This window comes from Micromonospora foliorum, from assembly GCF_022229015.1.
GTDB lineage: Bacteria > Actinomycetota > Actinomycetes > Mycobacteriales > Micromonosporaceae > Micromonospora > Micromonospora foliorum.
In genome coordinates this window covers 1-17,823 of sequence record NZ_JAKKFF010000086.1, presented here as the reverse complement: position 1 = coordinate 17,823, position 17,823 = coordinate 1, and the positions used below count along the sequence as shown (strand labels likewise).

The following is a 17,823-nucleotide window of genomic DNA, read 5'->3' as shown; positions in this document are numbered from 1 at the left end:
CCCGGCCGGCGTGAGCAGCAGAGCCGCCGCGAGCAGCGAGGCCGCCGCGAGCAGCGAGGCCGGCTCGGGCAGCGAGGCCGGCTCGGGCGGCGGGGCGAACCCCGGGGGTACGGAGAGCGACTGGCGGCTGCGCCGTGATCCGCTGATGCTCGTCATGGTGGTGAGCACCGCCGTGGTGGTCGCGGCGATCGGCGGTATCAACGTGATCGAGGTCTTCTTCATCCGGGAGACGTTGGGGGGCTCGCCGACCACGTACGGCCTGGTCAGTGCCGCATGGATGGCTGGCATGCTGCCGGGCGGCTGGCTTGCCGTACGACTCGCCAGGCGGCTCGACGACGACGGCGCGTTGGTACGCGGGGTGCTGGTCACGCTGGCCGTGTGCAGCCTGATGGTGTTGCTCGCGGCGACGGTGCCGACGGCGGGTGTGTTGGTGCCGCTCTGGTTGGTGGGCGGTGCGGCCAACGGTGGCGAGAACGTCTTCGCCAATCTGCTCACCGCTCGGCGCGTGCCGGAGGCGATGCGCGCGCGGGCGTACGCCAGCTACGGCGCGGCGGTGCAGGGTGGTTCGATGGCGGGCTTCCTGATCGGCGGGGCGTTGCTCGTGGCCGTTCCGCCTCGGCCGCTGATCGCCGGTGCCGGCGTGGTCGGGTTGCTGGTGGTGCTGGCCTTCGTGCCGGTCGTGACCCGCGCGCTACGACCGTCGTCAAATGCGGGCTTGGCCACTCCGGGTCGGCCCGCCGAGCCGGAGCCAGCGGCCGGGGATACGGTCGGCCCATGGCTGAGCGCATCGCACGCCCGCGGGTCGGGCACATCCAGTTCCTGAACTGCCTGCCGATCTACTGGGGTCTGATGCGCTCCGGTGCCCTGCTCGACGTCGACCTGCACAAGGACTCGCCGGACCGGTTGAGCGCGGCGCTGGTCGCCGGCGACCTCGACATCGGCCCGATCACGCTGTTGGAGTACCTGAAGCACGCCGACGAGCTGCTGCTCCTACCGGACCTGGCGGTGGGCAGCGACGGCCCGGTGCTCTCGGTCAACATGGTCTCCACCCGACCTCTCACCGAGCTGGACGGTGCCCGGGTGGCGCTCGGCTCGACCTCGCGGACCGGGGTCATGCTGGCTCAGTTGCTGCTCGCCGAGCAGTACAACGTGCGGCCCGAATACTTCCGCTGCCCGCCGGATCTGACCCAGATGCTGCTGGAGGCTGACGCCGCCGTGCTGATCGGGGACGTGGCGCTGCGGGCGTACTACGAGGCACCGCGGAAGGGCCTCACGGTCACCGACCTCGGGCAGGCGTGGCGGGACTGGACCGGCCTGCCGATGGTCTTCGCCGTCTGGGCGGTACGCCGCGACTTCGCCGCCGCCCACCCGGGCCTGGTGAAGGAGGTGCACGAGGCTTTCCTGCGCTCGCGGGATCTCTGCCTGGCGGAGCTGGACCAGGTCGCCGAGGCGGCGGCCCGCTGGGAGACGTTCGACGCGGAGACGCTGGCCACGTACTTCCGGACCCTCGACTTCTCCCTTGGCGACCGGCAGGTCGCCGGGCTGCGCGAGTGGGCCCGGCGGGCCGCCGCCATCGGCGAGGCCCCGGCGCTGCCGGACGGCGGCCCGGAGTTCTTCGCCGGCTGACCCCCGCTGCCGCCGGGCTCCCGGAGCGCCGGACCGCCAGTGCGCGGGTCAGAGCCAGCACGCCGAACCGCCAAAACCCGCCGGGTGAGAGCCCCGGGGCAAGCCTGAGTGGCTCAGGTGCCGGGGCGGAGCAGCGCCTCGGTGATCTTCTCGCAGTTCTTCATGCCGTAGTCGTAGCCCATGTTGATCGGGTACTTGACCATCACGCCCATCGTCCAGGTGTCACCGATGGCGAGGCAGTTGATGTGCATCTCCTGCTCCCTGGTCCGGTCGATCCACCCGTTCTTGATGGCGATCGTCTTCTGCTCGGCGGCCGGGAAAGCCTTGCGGATACCGAAGTCGCCGGCGCCGCGAACCAGCTTCATCTCGTTGAGCAGCCACTTGGTCCACTTCGGCCCGGCGGCGGTGCCGGTGGCGATGCAGTTGCCCAGCCGGGCGGTGTCCCGGGGGGAGAGCGCCGTCCGGCTCCAGCCGCCGTCGGGGGCAACGCTGCTGTCGGTCAGCTTGCACATGGAGATCAGCCGCTTGATCGAGGCGTCCCGGTCGACCAGGTTGTAGAACTGCTCGGCCCGGGTGTTGTCGCTGTCCCGGATGATCCGCGTCGCGTCGGCCAGCTTCGCGTCGCTCGGGGTCTGGCCGGCGTCGGCCGCGCGGCGCAGGTAGTCGGCGACGATCCAGGACTTGATCATCGAGGCGGTCGTGCTGGTCTCGCCCATGTTCTTCGAACCGATGATCTTTCCGGTCCGGCGGTCGAGAACGCTCCAGGAGTACCAGCCCTCGATGTCGAGATCGAGGTCCTTCGCCACGAACGGCAGCGGCTCCAGCGACGGGCTGGGGCTCGGTGACGGCGAGGACGGCTGACGGGCGCTGCGGTCGGTGCCGGCGCCGGTGGGGCGGTCGCTCGTGCCGGAGCCGGCGTCGCCCCACTTGGCGGCGGCGGACGACTCGAACGGCGACCCGGGCAGCAGCCGCAGTGACACCAGGACCAACCCGATGAGGATGACCGCGACGGCGATCAGCCGAATCGGGGAGGCCTCGCCGCCGTTGCGCCGGTCGACCCGCCGGTTGCCGGCCATCAAAGCTTCCCGACCGGCTGCTGCGGCACCTTGAGCGCGGCGCCCGGCTGCGGGGTGACCAGTTGGGTGGCCACACTGGCGCAGACCTGCGCGCCGTAGTCCAGACCGGTCCTGATCGGGTAGCGCAGCATCACCGCGAGGCTCCACTTGCTGGTGACGGCGAGGCAGTTGACGTGCCAGTCGCCGTCGCCGTAGATGGGGGTCCAGCCGTTCTTGATGCTGACCGGGCCCTGAGTGGTGATCGACTTGGGTAGACCGTCGATGATCCCCCAGCGGCCACCACCGGACGTGGGTCGCTGGTCCTTGGTCGCGGTGGTGCCCCTGACCTTGCTCATCTGGTCCAACACCCACTTGGTCCACTTCTGACCGGCGGCCTTACCGTCGGCGATGCAGTCACCGACCCGGGCCGCGTCGCGGGGAGACATCCGGGTGAAGCTCCAGTAGCCGGTGTACGGCTTGACGTTGCCGCGCTTGGTGTCGGTCAGCCCGCAGATCTTGATCGCCCGCTGGATCACCGGGTCGGGGATGCTGCTGGACGAGGCCTTGTAGGAGCCACCCGCGGCGGCGTAGACCTTGTTGGCCGCCCCGTCGTTGCTGTCGATGATGGCGAGTCGAGCCGCCTCCTTCATCGCTGCGGACGGCTCCTTGTCGCCGAGCTGCCGCAGGTAGTCGGAGACGATCCACGCCTTGATCATCGATTCGGTGGAGCTGGTCGCGGTCATGTTCGGCGAACCGGAGATCTTGCCCGTCTTCCGGTCCAGCAGAGCCCACGAGAAGAACTCACCCTTGAAGTTCACCGACACCGGACCGGCCGCCAGGGTGGGCGGCGGCGGTGGGCTGGGCGCGGGCGCGGCGACGCTCGACGTACCGCCGCCGCCACCGCCGCTGTCGTCGCTGGCAAGTCGGGCGTACGCGGTGGGGACCAGCAGGACGCCGCCGAGCACGACTGCCGTGATGGCGAGCACCAGGGTCACGCGAGATCGCATGAGTGGGTGAACTCCAGGTGTCAGGGCCGGGGGGACCGGCTTGTCGTCGGGACGAATCGGGTGCGACCGCCGAGGCCGGGGGAGGAGGCCTCTGTGGAGATGTCGATGCGCGGCAGCCGATCGGTTGTCCGGCAGAAGTCTACGTCCGGACCGGCCAGCCGCCAGGGTTCGACACTAGGCAACCTGGGATAAAGGCGGGATATGGGGTCGGTATGAGGTTTTTGCATTGCTTCACCTTCGTTTCGTGGCCTACGTCACGGCGGTGCGGGCGACGTCGAGGTAGCTCAAAGCAGTCATCTGCTTACAGATGGGATGCTCGGATTCCTGTTACACCCCCTGGTGCAACGCGGCGCAAGCTGTAACACTTAGCGTCATGTATGGCAACGACTTCTCCGCCCCGGACGGCGCCCCGGACGAGGCGCCCGGCGGCCTGCTGGGCGAGGTCGAGGCCGCCGAGGCCGAGCTGCGGGCAGCGGCGGCGCGTGGGCGGCGTGGCGGGCCGGCGCCGGACGAGGACCTGGCGGCCTACTTCGCCGAGGTGGTCGACGCCGAGCAGAAGATCGAACCGCGCGACTGGATGCCCGACGCCTACCGGCGGACGCTGATCCGGCAGATCGCCCAACACGCCCACTCCGAAATCATCGGCATGCAGCCGGAGGGCAACTGGATCAGTCGGGCGCCGTCGCTCAAGCGCAAGGCGATCCTGCTGGCCAAGGTGCAGGACGAGGCGGGTCACGGCCTCTACCTCTACGCCGCCGCAGAGACCCTCGGCATCAGCCGCGACGAGCTGGTCCAGCTGCTGCTCGACGGCCGCCAGAAGTACAGCTCGATCTTCAACTACCCCACCCTCAGCTGGGCCGACGTGGGCGCCATCGGATGGCTGGTGGACGGCGCGGCGATCGTCAACCAGGTGCCGCTCTGCCGCTGCTCCTACGGCCCGTACGCCCGCGCCATGATCCGGGTCTGCAAGGAGGAGTCGTTCCACCAGCGGCAGGGCTACGAGATCCTGCACACCCTGGCGCACGGCACCCCCGAGCAGCAGGCGATGGCCCAGGAGGCGGTGGACCGTTGGTGGTACCCGTCGCTGGCCATGTTCGGCCCGCCGGACGGCGACTCCACGCACTCCGCCCAGTCGATGGCCTGGAAGATCAAGCGCTTCTCGAACGACGATCTGCGGCAACGCTTCGTCGACATGTGCGTCCAGCAGGCCGAGATCCTCGGGCTGCGCATCCCCGACGCGGACCTGCGCTGGAACGAGGAGCGGCAGGCGTACGACTACACCCAGCCGGACTACGACGAGCTGATGCAGGTGATCTCCGGCAACGGGCCCTGCAACCGGGAGCGGATGGCCCACCGCCGGGCCGCGCACGCCGACGGCAGCTGGGTACGCGAGGCCGCCGCGGCGTACGCCGCGAAGCGGGCGGGACAGAAGGAGACGGTCGCAGCATGACGCAACACACCCCGCTCTGGGAGGTCTTCGTGCGGGCCCGGCGCGGGCTGTCGCACACGCACGTCGGCAGCCTGCACGCGCCCGACGCCGAGCTCGCCCTGCGCAACGCCCGCGACCTCTACACCCGCCGCCAGGAGGGCGTGTCGATCTGGGTGGTGCCGGCCGGCGCGATCACCGCGTCCAGCCCGGACGAGAAGGACGCCTTCTTCGACCCGGCCGCCGACAAGGTCTACCGCCATCCCACCTTCTACGAGGTGCCGGACGGGGTGGCCCACCTGTGAGCGGGCGGAGCGAGCGAACCAGCCAGCACAGCGGGGTGACGGCGTGAACGGGCCCTTCGACTTCACCCTCGCTCTCGCTGACGACGCGTTGGTCGCGGCCCAGCGGCTGGCCGAGTGGACCACCCGCGCGCCGGAGATGGAAGAGGACATCGCGCTGGCCAACATCGCCCTCGACCAGCTCGGCGCGGCGCGTCTGCTGCTGTCGTACGCGGGCGAGCTGGAGGGCGCCGGGCGCGACGAGGACGCGTTGGCGTACCTGCGTGACGACCGCGAGTTCCGCAACGCGCTCCTGGTCGAGCTGCCCAACGGCGACTTCGCGGTGACGATGGCGAAGCTGTTCTTCCTGGCGGCCTACCAACTGCCGCTGTACACGGCGCTTGCCGCCTGTGCCGACGAGCGGTTGGCCGCGATCGGCGCGAAGGCGCGCAAGGAGTCGGCGTACCACCTGGACCACGGCGCGCTGTGGGTGAAGCGGCTCGGTGACGGCACCGAGGAGTCGCACCGTCGGATGCAGGCGGCCGTCGACCACGTGTGGCCGTACACCCATGAGCTGTTCGCCGCGGACCCGGCGGCGCCGGTCGACCCGGCCACCCTGCGGCCGGCGTTCGTCGAGGTCGTCGGCCCGGTGCTGGCCGAGGCGACGCTCACCCAGCCGGACAGCGCCTGGGCCCCGGCCGGCGGGCGGGCCGGCGTGCACACCGAGCACCTGGCCTACGTGCTCGCCGAGATGCAGGTGCTGCACCGCGCCCATCCCGGAGCGAACTGGTGAGCGCGAGGAGCGCAGCGCAGCGGAGCCCCGCAGTCGCGAGCGAAGACGGCATGGTGAGCGCGAGGAGTGCAGCGCAGCGGAGCCCCGCAGTCGCGAGCGAAGACGGCATGGTGAGCGCGAGGAGCGCGAGCCCCACGACCGCGAACGGCATCGGCCGGGCGAGCGCACGGGAGGCCGTGGCCGGCGTGGTGGACCCGGAGATCCGGGTCATCACCATCGACGAGCTGGGCATCCTGCGCGCGGTCGAGGAGGATCCGGCCAGTGGCCGGGTCACCGTCACCATCACCCCGACCTACACCGGCTGCCCGGCGATGGACGTGATCCGGGCCGACATCCGCCGCGCGCTCGCGGCCGCCGGCCACCCGGACGCCGAGGTCCGGACCGTCTACAGCCCACCGTGGAGCACCGACTGGATCTCCGAGGGTGGGCGGGCCAAGCTCGCCGCCGCCGGGATCGCCCCGCCGGCCCCGGTGCCCGCCGCCGGCGTGGTGTCGCTGACGCTCGCGGTCCGCTGCCCACAGTGCGGCTCGCCGGAGACCGAGCAGGTCAGCCGGTTCGGGTCCACCGCGTGCAAGGCCCTGTGGCGGTGCCGTTCCTGCTCCGAACCCTTCGACCACCTGAAGGCGCTGTGACTGTCACCATCACCCGCCCGGTTCGCCGCCGGCCGGTCTTCCACCCGTTGTCCGTCGCCGCCGTCGACCGGCTCACCGACGACTCCGTGGCGGTGACCTTCGCCGTACCCGAGGAACTGCGGGAGACCTTCGCGTTCCGCGCCGGTCAGCACCTCACGGTTCGGCGAGTTGCCGAGGACGGCGCGGACGTGCGCCGGTCGTACTCGATCTGCTCCACCCCGGACGACCTGGCCCGGCACGGCCGGTTGCGGATCGGGGTGCGGGAGATCCCCGGCGGCGCCTTCTCGGCGTTCGCCTGCGGGGCGCTGCGCGGCGGCGACACCGTCGAGGTGCTGCCGCCGCTGGGCACCTTCACCACGGCGTTCGCGCCGGACCGCGCGCGGCACTACGGCGCGGTCGTCGCCGGCTCCGGCATCACCCCGGTGCTCGGGCTGGTCGCGACCGCCCTGGCCGTCGAGCCGGCCAGCACCTTCACACTGGTGTACGGCAACCGCACGGCGAACACGGTGATGTTCGCCGAGGAGTTGGCCGACCTGAAGGACCGTTACCCCACCCGGCTGCACCTGGTGCACGTCCTCTCCCGGGAACAGGGCGAGTCGCCGCTGCTCTCCGGTCGGATCGACGCCGAGCGGCTGGGCCGGTTGCTGGGCACCATCGTGCCGGACGACCTGGTCGAGGAGTGGTTCCTCTGCGGCCCGTACGGCATGGTGGTCGACGTCCGGGACGTGCTGACCGCGCGGGGGCTGCCGGAGTCGGCGGTGCACACCGAGCTGTTCCACGTCGACACGCCACCGGAGCCGGTCCGCCGTCCCGTCGACCAGGTGGGCGCCGGGGCCGAGGTCACCATCGTGCTGGACGGCCGGTCGTCGAGCTTCACCATGGGCCGCGAGGAACGGGTGCTGGACGCCGCGCTGAAGGTGCGGGGTGAGCTGCCGTACGCCTGCAAGGGTGGCGTCTGCTCGACCTGCAAGGCGAAGGTCGTCGACGGGGCCGTCACGATGGCCCGCAACTACGCGCTGGAGCCCGACGAGCTGGCCGCCGGCTACGTGCTGACCTGCCAGTCCAGCCCGACCACCGACAAGCTCACCATCGACTACGACGCCTGAGGGCGCCGAACGACCGGGAGTTCGCCGAGGTCACCGGGGTACGCGAGAGCTGACGCGGCTGTGGGACGGGCCGCACCCCGCCGGGGTCCGGCGGTCGAGTCGGGTGGGTCGACGTAGGCTCGGGGTGTGACGGTGAGCCGGGAGATCGACGACATCCTGCAGCGCGGCGCGGACGGCGGGCGGATCACGCCCGAGGAGGCGTTGCTGCTCTACACCGAGGCGCCCTTCCACGCGTTGGGCGAGGCGGCGGACGCGGTGCGTCGGCGACGCTACCCGGACAACGTCGTCACGTACCTGATCGACCGCAACATCAACTACACGAACGTCTGCGTGACGGCGTGCAAGTTCTGCGCGTTCTACCGCGCGCCCAAGCACAAGGAAGGGTGGACCCACCCGACCGAGGAGATCCTGCGCCGGTGCGGCGAGGCGGTCGAGCTGGGCGCCACCCAGGTGATGCTCCAGGGCGGGCACCACCCGGACTACGGCGTGGAGTACTACGAGGAGCTGTTCTCCTCGGTCAAGCAGGCGTACCCGCAGCTGGTCATCCACTCGATCGGCCCCAGCGAGATCCTGCACATGGCCAAGGTCTCCGGGGTGAGCCTGGACGAGGCCATCGCCCGGATCAAGACCGCCGGCCTGGACTCGATCGCCGGTGCCGGCGCGGAGATGCTGCCCGAGCGGCCCCGCAAGGCCATCGCGCCCCTCAAGGAGTCGGGCGAGCGCTGGCTGGAGGTCATGGAACTGGCCCACCGGCAGGGCATCGAGTCGACCGCCACCATGATGATGGGCACCGGCGAGACGCACGCCGAGCGGATCGAGCACCTGCGCATGATCCGCGACGTGCAGGACCGCACCCGTGGGTTCCGGTCCTTCATCCCGTGGACGTACCAGCCGGAGAACAACCACCTGAAGGGCCGCACCCAGGCGACCACGCTGGAGTACCTGCGGCTGGTCGCGGTGGCCCGGCTCTTCTTCGAGACCGTGCCGCACCTGCAGGCGTCCTGGCTGACCACCGGCAAGGACGTCGGGCAGCTCGCGCTGCACATGGGCGTGGACGACCTCGGCTCGATCATGCTGGAGGAGAACGTCATCTCCTCCGCCGGTGCCCGGCACCGCTCCAACCTGCACGAGCTGATCGGCATGATCCGCTCGGCGGACCGGGTTCCCGCGCAGCGCGACACCCTCTACAACCGGCTCGCCGTGCACCACACGCCGGCCGACGACCCGACCGACGAGCGGGTGGTCTCGCACTTCTCCTCGATCGCGCTTCCCGGCGGTGGTGCGGGGAAGTCCCTGCCGCTGGTGGACGTCAGCTGACGGTCGACACCCGGCCGTTCGGCTGATCGACGCTCATGCTCCCGCCGGATCACCCCGGCGGTACGGGTGGTCCCCGCCGCCGCAGCGCCAGGCTGTCCGGTGCGGGGCTGGTGGAGATGATCGTCGGCGGCTAGCGTCCCGGCTCATATCCGTCACCCGTCGACAGACGGGGCTGTCCTCCATCGGCCCGCTGCGGGTCGTTCATATAACGCACGGCGGTACGGGCGGGATGGGTGACCATCCCGCCCGTACTGTCTGCCCAGCTCGGACCGGACGGCTGAAAACGGCTCCGCCTGCTGGCGTGGAAGATCGGCCTCGGATAGCGTCCGCTCGTTCCGCAACCATTCTTTCTTCCCTACCCCCGGGGGACTGATGACAGCGTTCCACCGCTCGACGCTGGTGCGCGCCAGTGTCGTGGCGCTGCTCGCGGCCGGCGGCATCGCCGCCGTGGCCGCCCCAGTGCTGGCGGCCGAGCAGGCCGACCTGGCCCTGGTGCCGCTCAGCTACAACCTGGCCAAGGGTGTCACGGAGGCCAAGAGCAAGCCGTTCAAGTTCACGGTCGACAACACCCGGAGCGAGGAAGACGCCGAAGGTGTCAGCTACACCGTGGACACCAGCAGGCTGAAGACGAACAAGGTCCGGGTCGTGGTGCCCGACGGCTGCCGGGTGAACGGCAAGAAGTTCACCTGTCCCCTCGGCGACCTGGCCGCCGGCACCAGCGAGGACTTCGGCATCCCGATCTTCTCCACCGGTGGTAAGGGCGCCGCCGGCACGCTGGTGGTCACCATCCGCTCGGCCACCGAGGACCCCAACAAGGAAGACAACAAGGTCGAGCACGACATCACCGTCACCGAGCCCGGGTACGACCTGACCAGCTGGGTGCAGGACGTCAACGCGAACGTCGTGGTGAACGGCGTCAACGGCGACGACCCCGACCTCCGTCCGGTGCGGCCGGGCGAGACGGTGCCGGTCGACTGGGCGGTCTACAACGACGGCAGCCGCAGGGCCACCGGTCTCGCCTACGTGCTCACCCTCCCGGCGGGCGTCACGTTCGACACCCTGCCGGACACCTGCACCACGCAGACCTTCGGTGTCGCCCAGGCGCTCTGTCAGGACGACGGCGCGGTGATCCGGCCCGGTGACTACTACACGGCGGACATCAAGGTGACCGTCGGCAAGGACGTCACCGAGCCGGTGCTGCGGGTCGGCGAGCTGGTGGCGCACGGTCTGGACGCGGCAGCCGGCAAGCCCGAGGAGCAGCCGCAGCGGGCCAGCACCGCCCAGCGGAAGACCTTCACCGAGGTCGACGAGGGCGACAACCAGGCGATCTTCGACGTCTTCGTCGACCAGGCTGTGGACCCGACGCCGACGCCGACGCCGACGGTTACTCCGACGGAGACCCCGACCCCGACGCCGACGGCCACGCCGACCGAGTCGCCGACTCCGACGCCCACGGTCACTCCGACCGGGACGCCGACTCCGACGGAGACGCCTACTCCGACGCCGACGGCCACGCCGACCGAGTCGCCGACCCCGACGCCCACGGTCACTCCGACCGAAACTCCGACTCCGACGGAGACGCCAACCCCGACGCCGACGGTCACCCCGACCGAGTCGCCGACTCCGACGCCGACGGTCACCCCGACCGGGACGCCGACGCCGACGGCTACTCCGACGGTCACGCCGAGGCCGACCGCGACGGCTACTCCCACCGAGACGCCAACCGCGACGGCCACTCCCACCGAGACGCCGACGGCGACGGCCACTCCGACGCCGGTCCCGAGCGGTACGACGACGCCGGGCACGACCGTCTCGCCGGGTGGCGGCTCCGGCGGTGGCGGCTCGGGCGGCGGTGGCCTGCCGGTGACCGGTGTGCAGGTCGGCCTGATCGGCGGCATCGGCGTGATCATCCTGCTCGTGGGCGGAGCGCTGCTGGTGCTCACCCGTCGCCGCAAGGTGGTCCTGGTCTCGCCGGCCGACGAGAAGTCGACCGACTGACACCGATGCCCCGACGAACGGGGCGAGAGGCCGCAGGGCAACCCGCGTTCTGACCGAGGTGTCACGAACGTAGGCACGACGTGAAGGGCGGGGTGGGCGACCACCCCGCCCTTTCGCGTACGAAGGCGTGCGGCGCCACCCAGCGAGCGTCGGTTGGCGGGCGGCTGGCAGAGTGGAGGGGTGAGCCGTACCCCGCAGGGCCAGCGCGCCAGTCTGGACAAGCAGCCGCACGAGGTCGCCGCGATGTTCGACGGCGTGGCAGAGCGTTACGACCTGACCAACACGGTGATCTCGCTGGGCCAGGACCGCTCCTGGCGCCGGGCCACCCGTGCGGCGCTCGGGCTGCGACCGGGCGAGCGGGTGCTGGACGTGGGCGCGGGCACCGGCGTCTCGACGCGTGAGCTGGCCCAGTCCGGGGCGTACGCGGTCGGGGTCGACCTGTCGCTGGGCATGCTGTACACCGGCAAGCGGGCGCGGCCCGAGGTGCCGTTGCTGGCGGGAGACGCGTTGCGGCTGCCGTTCGCCGACGCCAGCTTCGACGCGGTGACCATCTCCTTCGCGCTGCGCAACGTCAACGACACCGACGCGGCGCTGCGTGAGCTGGCCCGGGTCACCCGGCCGGGCGGCCGGCTGGTGGTCTGCGAGTTCAGCACCCCGGTCAACCCGGTCTTCCGGACGGTCTACCTGTCGTACCTGATGCGGTCGTTGCCGGCGGTGGCCCGCACGGTGTCGAGCAACCCCGAGGCGTACGTCTATCTCGCCGAGTCGGTCCGGGCCTGGCCGGCGCAGTCCGCGTTGGCCGGCAGGGTGGCCGCGGCCGGGTGGGGGCGCGTGGCGTGGCGCAACCTGACCGGTGGCGTGGTGGCCCTGCACCGGGGGATCCGCAAGTAGCGGACGGACCGCACCAACCGGCACGGACATTATTCAGGTTTCGTTAATATCGGCCTTTAGTCCACTTTGCCCCGTACGCTCGATCGCATGACCGGAGCAGAGCCGGCGGACCCGGTGGCCGCCACCGACGACGACGCCGCCGAACTCATCGCCCAGTTGCGCGAGTTGGCCGGGGCCGACCCGGTGGAGGTCCGGCAGGTGGTCGCCGAGGTGTTGGCGGCACTGGACCGGGCGGCGGGTGGGGCGCTCCGCGAGCATCTGCCGGAGACGATCCGTGTCGACGCGGGCCTGGACGCCTCCCGTCCGGCCTGACACCTGACTGCTGTGGACGGTGGTCGGCTGTCACATCGGCGAGTTAGGTACCCCTGATCCTGTGCTGGTATGACGCCGGTCATACACTCGTCCCGTCTGGCTTGTGAAGCATTTCACGAGCGTGCGGGAGGAGGCGCGGATGACCGCGGTGGAACACGACGCCGACGTCATTGTCGTGGGCGCCGGTCCCGGTGGATCAGCGACTGCGTACCACCTGGCCCGGCACGGCGTACGGGTGCTGTTGTTGGAGAAGACCGAGTTCCCCCGGGAGAAGGTCTGCGGCGACGGGTTGACCCCGCGCGCGGTGCGCCAACTCGTCCGGATGGGTGTGGACACCTCGCCCGAGGCGGGCTGGCTGCACAACCGCGGCCTGCGGGTCATCGGCGGCGGGGTACGCCTCGAACTGGACTGGCCGGAGTTGGCCAGCTTCCCCAACTACGGTCTGGTGCGCACGCGTCTGGACTTCGACGACCTGCTCGCCCAGCGGGCGGTGGCCGCCGGCGCGAAGCTGCGGACCAGCGTCAACGTGCTGGGCCCGGTGCTCGACGGCGATGGCCGCGTCACCGGCGTCGAGGCGGAGGTCGGGCCGGGCAAGGAGCCCACCACCTTCCGCGCACCGCTTGTCGTCGCGGCGGACGGCGTCTCCGGCCGGTTCCCGCTCGCGCTCGGGCTGGCCAAGCGGGAGGACCGGCCGATCGGTGTGGCCGTCCGCCGCTACTACCGCTCGCCGGCCAAGCACGAGGACAACTATCTGGAGTCCTGGCTGGAGCTGCGCAGCAAGGACAGCGGCGACAACCTGCTGCCCGGGTACGGCTGGATCTTCGGCCTCGGTGACGGGCGGGTCAACGTCGGCCTCGGCGTGCTCAACTCGTCCTCGGCGTTCGGCAAGACCAACTACCGCCGGCTGCTCACCGACTGGCTCGCGAACACCCCGGAAGACTGGGGGATGACCGACGAGACCAACGCCGACGGCCCGATCCTCGGTGCCGCGCTGCCGATGGGCTTCAACCGGGTGCCCCACTACACCCGTGGCGTGCTGCTGGTCGGTGACTCGGGCGGCATGGTCAACCCGTTCAACGGTGAGGGCATCGCGTACGCGATGGAGTCCGGCGAACTGGCCGCGGAGGTCATGGTCCAGGCCCTCGCCCGGCCGGCCGGGCCGGAACGGGAGCGCGCGCTGATGGCGTACCCGAACGAGCTGAAGGCCCGGCTCGGCGGCTACTACCGGTTGGGCGGCATCTTCGTGAAACTGATCGGCCGCCCCGAGATCATGCGGATCGCCACCAAACACGGCATGCCGCACCCGACGCTGATGCGTTTCGTGCTCAAGCTGTTGGCCAACCTGACCGACCCGCGTGGCGGGGACGCGATGGATCGGGTCATCAACGCGATGACGAAGGCCGCCCCAGCCGTATAAGTAGGACGGCATCGGCGCTGGTCACAGCCCCGATGCGGACAAAGATCGACCCCCGCCGACTGCCACTGCGAGGGACGTGAATAGTGTGATTTTCGTCAAGCACCGAGGGCAGGGAAGGACGAGCAGGAGAAAACGATGTCGCTCTCGCCTTACGCACCGATCATCGGGCTGTTCGCCCTCGCCGCGGCGTTCTCGCTGTTTTCCGTTGGCGCCGCCCGCTTCGCCGGTCCCCGTCGCTACAACAAGGCCAAACTCGAGGCTTACGAGTGCGGCATCGAGCCCAGCCCGCAGCCGGTCGGCGGCGGGCGGTTCCCGATCAAGTTCTACCTGACGGCGATGCTCTTCATCGTCTTCGACATCGAGATCATCTTCCTCTACCCCTGGGCGGTCTCGTTCGACGCTCTGCCGATCTTCGGCTTCGTGGAGATGGTCCTGTTCATCGTCGCGGTCTTCGTTGCGTACGCCTACGTGTGGCGGCGCGGCGGCCTGGACTGGGACTGAGGAAGGAACGTCAGATGGGCATCGAGGAGAAGCTTCCCGCCGGCGTCCTGCTCACCTCGGTGGAGAAGCTGGTCAACTGGTCTCGGAAGTCGTCCGTGTGGGGCGCCACCTTCGGCCTGGCCTGCTGCGCCATCGAGATGATGGCCGCCGGTGGTCCGCACTACGACATGGGCCGCTGGGGCATGGAGGTCTTCCGGGCGTCGCCCCGGCAGGCCGACCTGATGATCGTGGCCGGCCGGGTGAGTCAGAAGATGGCCCCGGTGCTGCGCCAGATCTACGACCAGATGGCCGAGCCGCGCTGGGTGCTCTCAATGGGCGTCTGCGCCAGCAGCGGCGGCATGTTCAACAACTACGCGATCGTGCAGGGCGTCGACCACGTGGTGCCGGTCGACATGTACCTCCCCGGCTGCCCGCCCCGGCCGGAGATGCTCATCGACGCGATCCTCAAGCTCCGCGAGAAGATCATGTACGAGCCGCTGGGCCCCAACGGTCGCAAGATGCTCGCGGCCCGCCAGGAGCGCGGCGACGTTCCGGTCGTGCCCTACGGCTCGATGCCCTCCTCGTACCGCAGCGACAAGGCCCGGCGCGCCGAGTGGACCCGGGCGGTCCGCGAGGGCCGCGAGGAGCAACTGCGCATCGAGAACTGGATGAACGCTCAGAACCACCTCCACCCGCAGGTAGGCCCGAAATGACGTCACCCACGGACAAGCCAAACGACGGCGGGGTGCCGGTGCCGGTCACGCCGGTCGGCGCCAGCAGCACCGCCCCGGCCGAGTACCCGCCGGCCAGCCCGGCCGGTCGCGGGATGTTCGGCAACCAGGGCACCGGCGACGTGTCCGGCTACGGCGGCCTGGTCCGCCAGCGCCAGCCCATCGAGGAGGCGTCCCGGCCGTACGGGGGCTACTTCGACGAGGTCCGCGACGCGCTGGAGGAGGCGTACCCGGCCTTCAACGACGCGATCGAGAAGGTCGTGGTCGACCGGGGTGAGCTGACCCTGCACGTCCGCCCGGAGCGGATCGCCGAGGTCTGCCAGGTGATGCGGGACGACCTCGCGCTGCGGTTCGAGCTGTGCTCCTCGGTGTCCGGTGCGGACTACCTGGGCGCCGACGAGCGCCGGCTGCACGTGGTCTACCTGCTCACCTCGATGACGTACCGGCGGCGGGTCCGGCTGGAGGCCGCGGTCTCCGTCGAGGCCCCGCACCTGCCCAGCGTGACCGCCGTCTACCCGACGGCGGACTGGCAGGAGCGCGAGGCGTACGACATGTTCGGCATCGTCTTCGACGGCCACCCCAACCTGACCCGGATCCTCATGCCGGACGACTGGGAGGGCCATCCGCAGCGCAAGGACTACCCGCTCGGCGGCGTCCCCGTCGAGTACAAGGGCGCGGAGATCCAGCCGCCGAACGAGCGGAGGTCGTACCAGTGACGACGTCGAACTACGCCAGCGAGCGCGAGACCGACGAGGGTCGGGTCTTCACCGTCACCGGCGGGGACTGGGACACGATCGTCGCGGGCACCGACCCGATCAACGACGAGCGGATCGTGGTCAACATGGGTCCGCAGCACCCGTCCACGCACGGGGTGTTGCGGCTGATCCTGGAGCTCGAGGGCGAGACGGTCCGCGAGGCCCGCTCGGTCGTCGGCTACCTGCACACCGGCATCGAGAAGAACCTCGAATACCGCAACTGGGTCCAGGGTTCGACGTTCGTGACCCGGATGGACTACCTCGCCCCGATCTTCAACGAGACGGCGTACGCCCTCGCCGTCGAGAAGCTCCTCGGCATCACCGACGACATCACCGAGCGGGCCACCACGATCCGCGTGTTGATGATGGAGCTCAACCGGATCTCGTCGCACCTGGTCTGGCTCGCCACCACCGGCATGGAGCTGGGCGCGATCTCGATCATGCTGTACGGCTTCCGCGAGCGGGAGTACATCCTCGACATCTTCGAGACCATCACCGGCCTGCGGATGAACCACGCGTACGTGCGGCCGGGCGGTGTGGCGCAGGACGTGCCGGACGACGCGATCGTCAAGATCCGCGAGTTCCTCAAGATGATGCCGAAGAAGCTCAAGGAGTACGAGGACCTCCTCTCCGGCCAGCCGATCTGGACCGAGCGGACGAAGAACGTCGCGGTGCTGGACGTCACCGGCTGCGTGGCCCTCGGCATCACCGGTCCGGTGCTGCGCTCCGCCGGCCTCGCCTGGGATCTGCGCAAGACCATGCCGTACTGCGGCTACGAGACGTACGAGTTCGACGTGCCGACCCACCCCGACGGTGACGTGTGGGGCCGCTACCAGGTTCGGCTCGCCGAGATCCGGGAGTCGATGAAGCTGGTCGAGCAGGCGCTGGACCGGCTCCGTCCGGGCCCGGTGATGGTCGCCGACCGCAAGATCGCCTGGCCGGCGCAGCTCGCCATCGGCGTGGACGGCATGGGCAACTCGCTGGAGCACGTCGCGAAGATCATGGGTCAGTCGATGGAGTCGCTGATCCACCACTTCAAGCTGGTGACCGAGGGCTTCCGGGTCCCGCCCGGCCAGGTGTACGTCGCCATCGAGGCGCCCCGCGGCGAGCTGGGCGTCCACGCGGTCTCCGACGGTGGCACCCGGCCCTACCGGGTGCACTACCGGGAGCCGAGCTTCGTCAACCTGCAGGCCCTCCCGGCGATGGCCGAGGGCGGTCTGATCGCCGACGTGATCGCCGGCGGCGCCTCGTTGGACCCCGTGATGGGTGGTTGTGACCGATGACGACGACGACGTTCACTGACGAGACCCGGGAGCGGGCGCGCGAGATCATCGCCCGTTACCCGGCGGACCGGTCCCGCTCGGCGTTGCTGCCGCTGCTGCACCTGGTCCAGGCCGAGGAGGGCTACGTCTCCCCGGCCGGGGTCGCGTTCTGCGCCGAGGTGCTGGGGCTGAACAAGGCCCAGGTCGGCGCCGTGGCCACCTTCTACACGATGTACAAGCGCAAGCCGACCGGTGACTTCCTGGTCAGCGTCTGCACCAACACGATGTGCAACGTGCTCGGTGGCCAGGAGGTCTACGACACCCTCGCCGAGCACCTGGGCGTCGGGCACGACGAGACCACCGCCGACGGCACGATCACGCTGGAGCACGCCGAGTGCCTGGCGGCGTGCGACTACGGCCCGGTGATGACTGTCAACTACGACTTCTTCGACGGCGTGGACGCCTCCACCGCGGTCGGTGTGGTCGACGAGCTGCGCGCCGGCGGCCGGCCGATGCCGACCCGGGGCGCCCGGCTCTGCACCCTCAAGGAGATGGCGGTGCAGCTCGCCGGTTTCGCCGACGAGCGCGACGGTGCGGTCGCCGACGGCGGGCCGGGCGAGCCCACCCTGCGCGGGTTGCGGTTGGCCCAGCAGCACGGTGTCTCGGTGCCCGGCTTCGACCCGAACACCCCGATCCGCAGCAAGGCCGAGGCCGACAAGGCCGCCGCCGAGGCG

At 70.4% G+C, this 17,823-nt stretch carries 18 protein-coding genes and 1 pseudogene; 17 read left to right on the top strand and 2 right to left on the bottom strand.

Annotated elements, in window-relative coordinates; all coding sequences use genetic code 11:
• Both PSH25_RS08165 and PSH25_RS08160 read left to right on the top strand, forming a co-directional pair.
• On the top strand, positions 1-823 hold an 823-nt coding region (locus PSH25_RS08165), incomplete at its 5' end, for an MFS transporter (protein WP_238658411.1).
• A complete protein-coding gene (locus tag PSH25_RS08160) occupies positions 775-1,626 on the top strand; it encodes a menaquinone biosynthetic enzyme MqnA/MqnD family protein (protein ID WP_238658410.1) in 852 nt (283 codons plus the stop codon). The genes PSH25_RS08165 and PSH25_RS08160, both read left to right, overlap by 49 nt.
• Positions 1,627-1,739: 113 nt before the next feature.
• On the opposite strand, the gene PSH25_RS08155 is transcribed toward PSH25_RS08160, so the two are convergent.
• Both PSH25_RS08155 and PSH25_RS08150 read right to left on the bottom strand, forming a co-directional pair.
• The gene (locus PSH25_RS08155) at positions 1,740-2,702 is read right to left on the bottom strand and encodes a serine hydrolase (RefSeq protein WP_238658409.1); all 963 of its coding nucleotides are present in this window, start codon (positions 2,700-2,702) and stop codon (positions 1,740-1,742) included.
• On the bottom strand, positions 2,702-3,688 hold the full coding sequence (locus tag PSH25_RS08150) for a hypothetical protein (protein ID WP_238658408.1): 987 nt from the start codon (positions 3,686-3,688) through the stop codon (positions 2,702-2,704). The genes PSH25_RS08155 and PSH25_RS08150 overlap by 1 nt, the downstream gene beginning before the upstream one ends.
• Before the next feature lie 373 nt (positions 3,689-4,061).
• Between PSH25_RS08150 and paaA the strand changes: the two genes are divergently transcribed.
• The 15 genes and pseudogenes from paaA to nuoE all read left to right on the top strand — a co-directional run.
• The gene (gene paaA / locus PSH25_RS08145) at positions 4,062-5,138 is read left to right on the top strand and encodes a 1,2-phenylacetyl-CoA epoxidase subunit PaaA (RefSeq protein WP_238658407.1); all 1,077 of its coding nucleotides are present in this window, start codon (positions 4,062-4,064) and stop codon (positions 5,136-5,138) included.
• A complete protein-coding gene (paaB, locus tag PSH25_RS08140) occupies positions 5,135-5,419 on the top strand; it encodes a 1,2-phenylacetyl-CoA epoxidase subunit PaaB (RefSeq protein WP_091395615.1) in 285 nt (94 codons plus the stop codon). The genes paaA and paaB overlap by 4 nt, the downstream gene beginning before the upstream one ends.
• 43 nt (positions 5,420-5,462) lie before the next feature.
• Positions 5,463-6,188 carry a 1,2-phenylacetyl-CoA epoxidase subunit PaaC gene (gene paaC / locus PSH25_RS08135; protein WP_238658406.1) on the top strand — a complete coding sequence of 242 codons (726 nt, stop codon included), beginning with the start codon at positions 5,463-5,465 and terminating at the stop codon, positions 6,186-6,188.
• Positions 6,189-6,295: 107 nt separating this feature from the next.
• Positions 6,296-6,820: a 1,2-phenylacetyl-CoA epoxidase subunit PaaD gene (paaD, locus tag PSH25_RS08130; RefSeq protein WP_238658405.1), complete on the top strand. Its 525-nt coding sequence runs from the start codon at positions 6,296-6,298 to the stop codon at positions 6,818-6,820.
• Positions 6,817-7,926: a 1,2-phenylacetyl-CoA epoxidase subunit PaaE gene (paaE, locus tag PSH25_RS08125; RefSeq protein WP_238658404.1), complete on the top strand. Its 1,110-nt coding sequence runs from the start codon at positions 6,817-6,819 to the stop codon at positions 7,924-7,926. Before paaD ends, paaE begins: the two co-directional genes overlap by 4 nt.
• A 126-nt stretch (positions 7,927-8,052) precedes the next feature.
• On the top strand, positions 8,053-9,243 hold the full coding sequence (mqnC, locus tag PSH25_RS08120; protein WP_238658403.1) for a cyclic dehypoxanthinyl futalosine synthase: 1,191 nt from the start codon (positions 8,053-8,055) through the stop codon (positions 9,241-9,243).
• A gap of 372 nt (positions 9,244-9,615) precedes the next feature.
• Positions 9,616-10,671: pseudogene (locus tag PSH25_RS08115) on the top strand (cell wall anchor protein); the annotation flags it as partial.
• A gap of 750 nt (positions 10,672-11,421) precedes the next feature.
• Positions 11,422-12,132, top strand: coding sequence for a demethylmenaquinone methyltransferase (locus tag PSH25_RS08110; protein ID WP_308193638.1), 711 nt, complete (start codon positions 11,422-11,424; stop codon positions 12,130-12,132).
• Between the two features lie 87 nt (positions 12,133-12,219).
• The gene (locus PSH25_RS08105) at positions 12,220-12,444 is read left to right on the top strand and encodes a hypothetical protein (protein ID WP_238658401.1); all 225 of its coding nucleotides are present in this window, start codon (positions 12,220-12,222) and stop codon (positions 12,442-12,444) included.
• A 139-nt stretch (positions 12,445-12,583) separates the two neighbouring features.
• Positions 12,584-13,861: a geranylgeranyl reductase family protein gene (locus PSH25_RS08100; RefSeq protein ID WP_238658400.1), complete on the top strand. Its 1,278-nt coding sequence runs from the start codon at positions 12,584-12,586 to the stop codon at positions 13,859-13,861.
• Positions 13,862-13,996: 135 nt separating this feature from the next.
• Positions 13,997-14,362, top strand: a complete 366-nt coding sequence (locus PSH25_RS08095) for an NADH-quinone oxidoreductase subunit A (RefSeq protein WP_007454588.1) — start codon at positions 13,997-13,999, stop codon at positions 14,360-14,362.
• Between the two features lie 14 nt (positions 14,363-14,376).
• Complete coding sequence (locus tag PSH25_RS08090) at positions 14,377-15,054, top strand: NuoB/complex I 20 kDa subunit family protein (protein WP_088986765.1); 678 nt, start codon at positions 14,377-14,379, stop codon at positions 15,052-15,054.
• Complete coding sequence (locus PSH25_RS08085; RefSeq protein WP_238658399.1) at positions 15,051-15,788, top strand: NADH-quinone oxidoreductase subunit C; 738 nt, start codon at positions 15,051-15,053, stop codon at positions 15,786-15,788. Before PSH25_RS08090 ends, PSH25_RS08085 begins: the two co-directional genes overlap by 4 nt.
• Positions 15,785-17,110: an NADH-quinone oxidoreductase subunit D gene (locus PSH25_RS08080; protein WP_196920660.1), complete on the top strand. Its 1,326-nt coding sequence runs from the start codon at positions 15,785-15,787 to the stop codon at positions 17,108-17,110. Before PSH25_RS08085 ends, PSH25_RS08080 begins: the two co-directional genes overlap by 4 nt.
• The coding region (gene nuoE, locus PSH25_RS08075; protein WP_238658398.1) for an NADH-quinone oxidoreductase subunit NuoE at positions 17,107-17,823 on the top strand (717 nt) is incomplete at its 3' end. The genes PSH25_RS08080 and nuoE, both read left to right, overlap by 4 nt.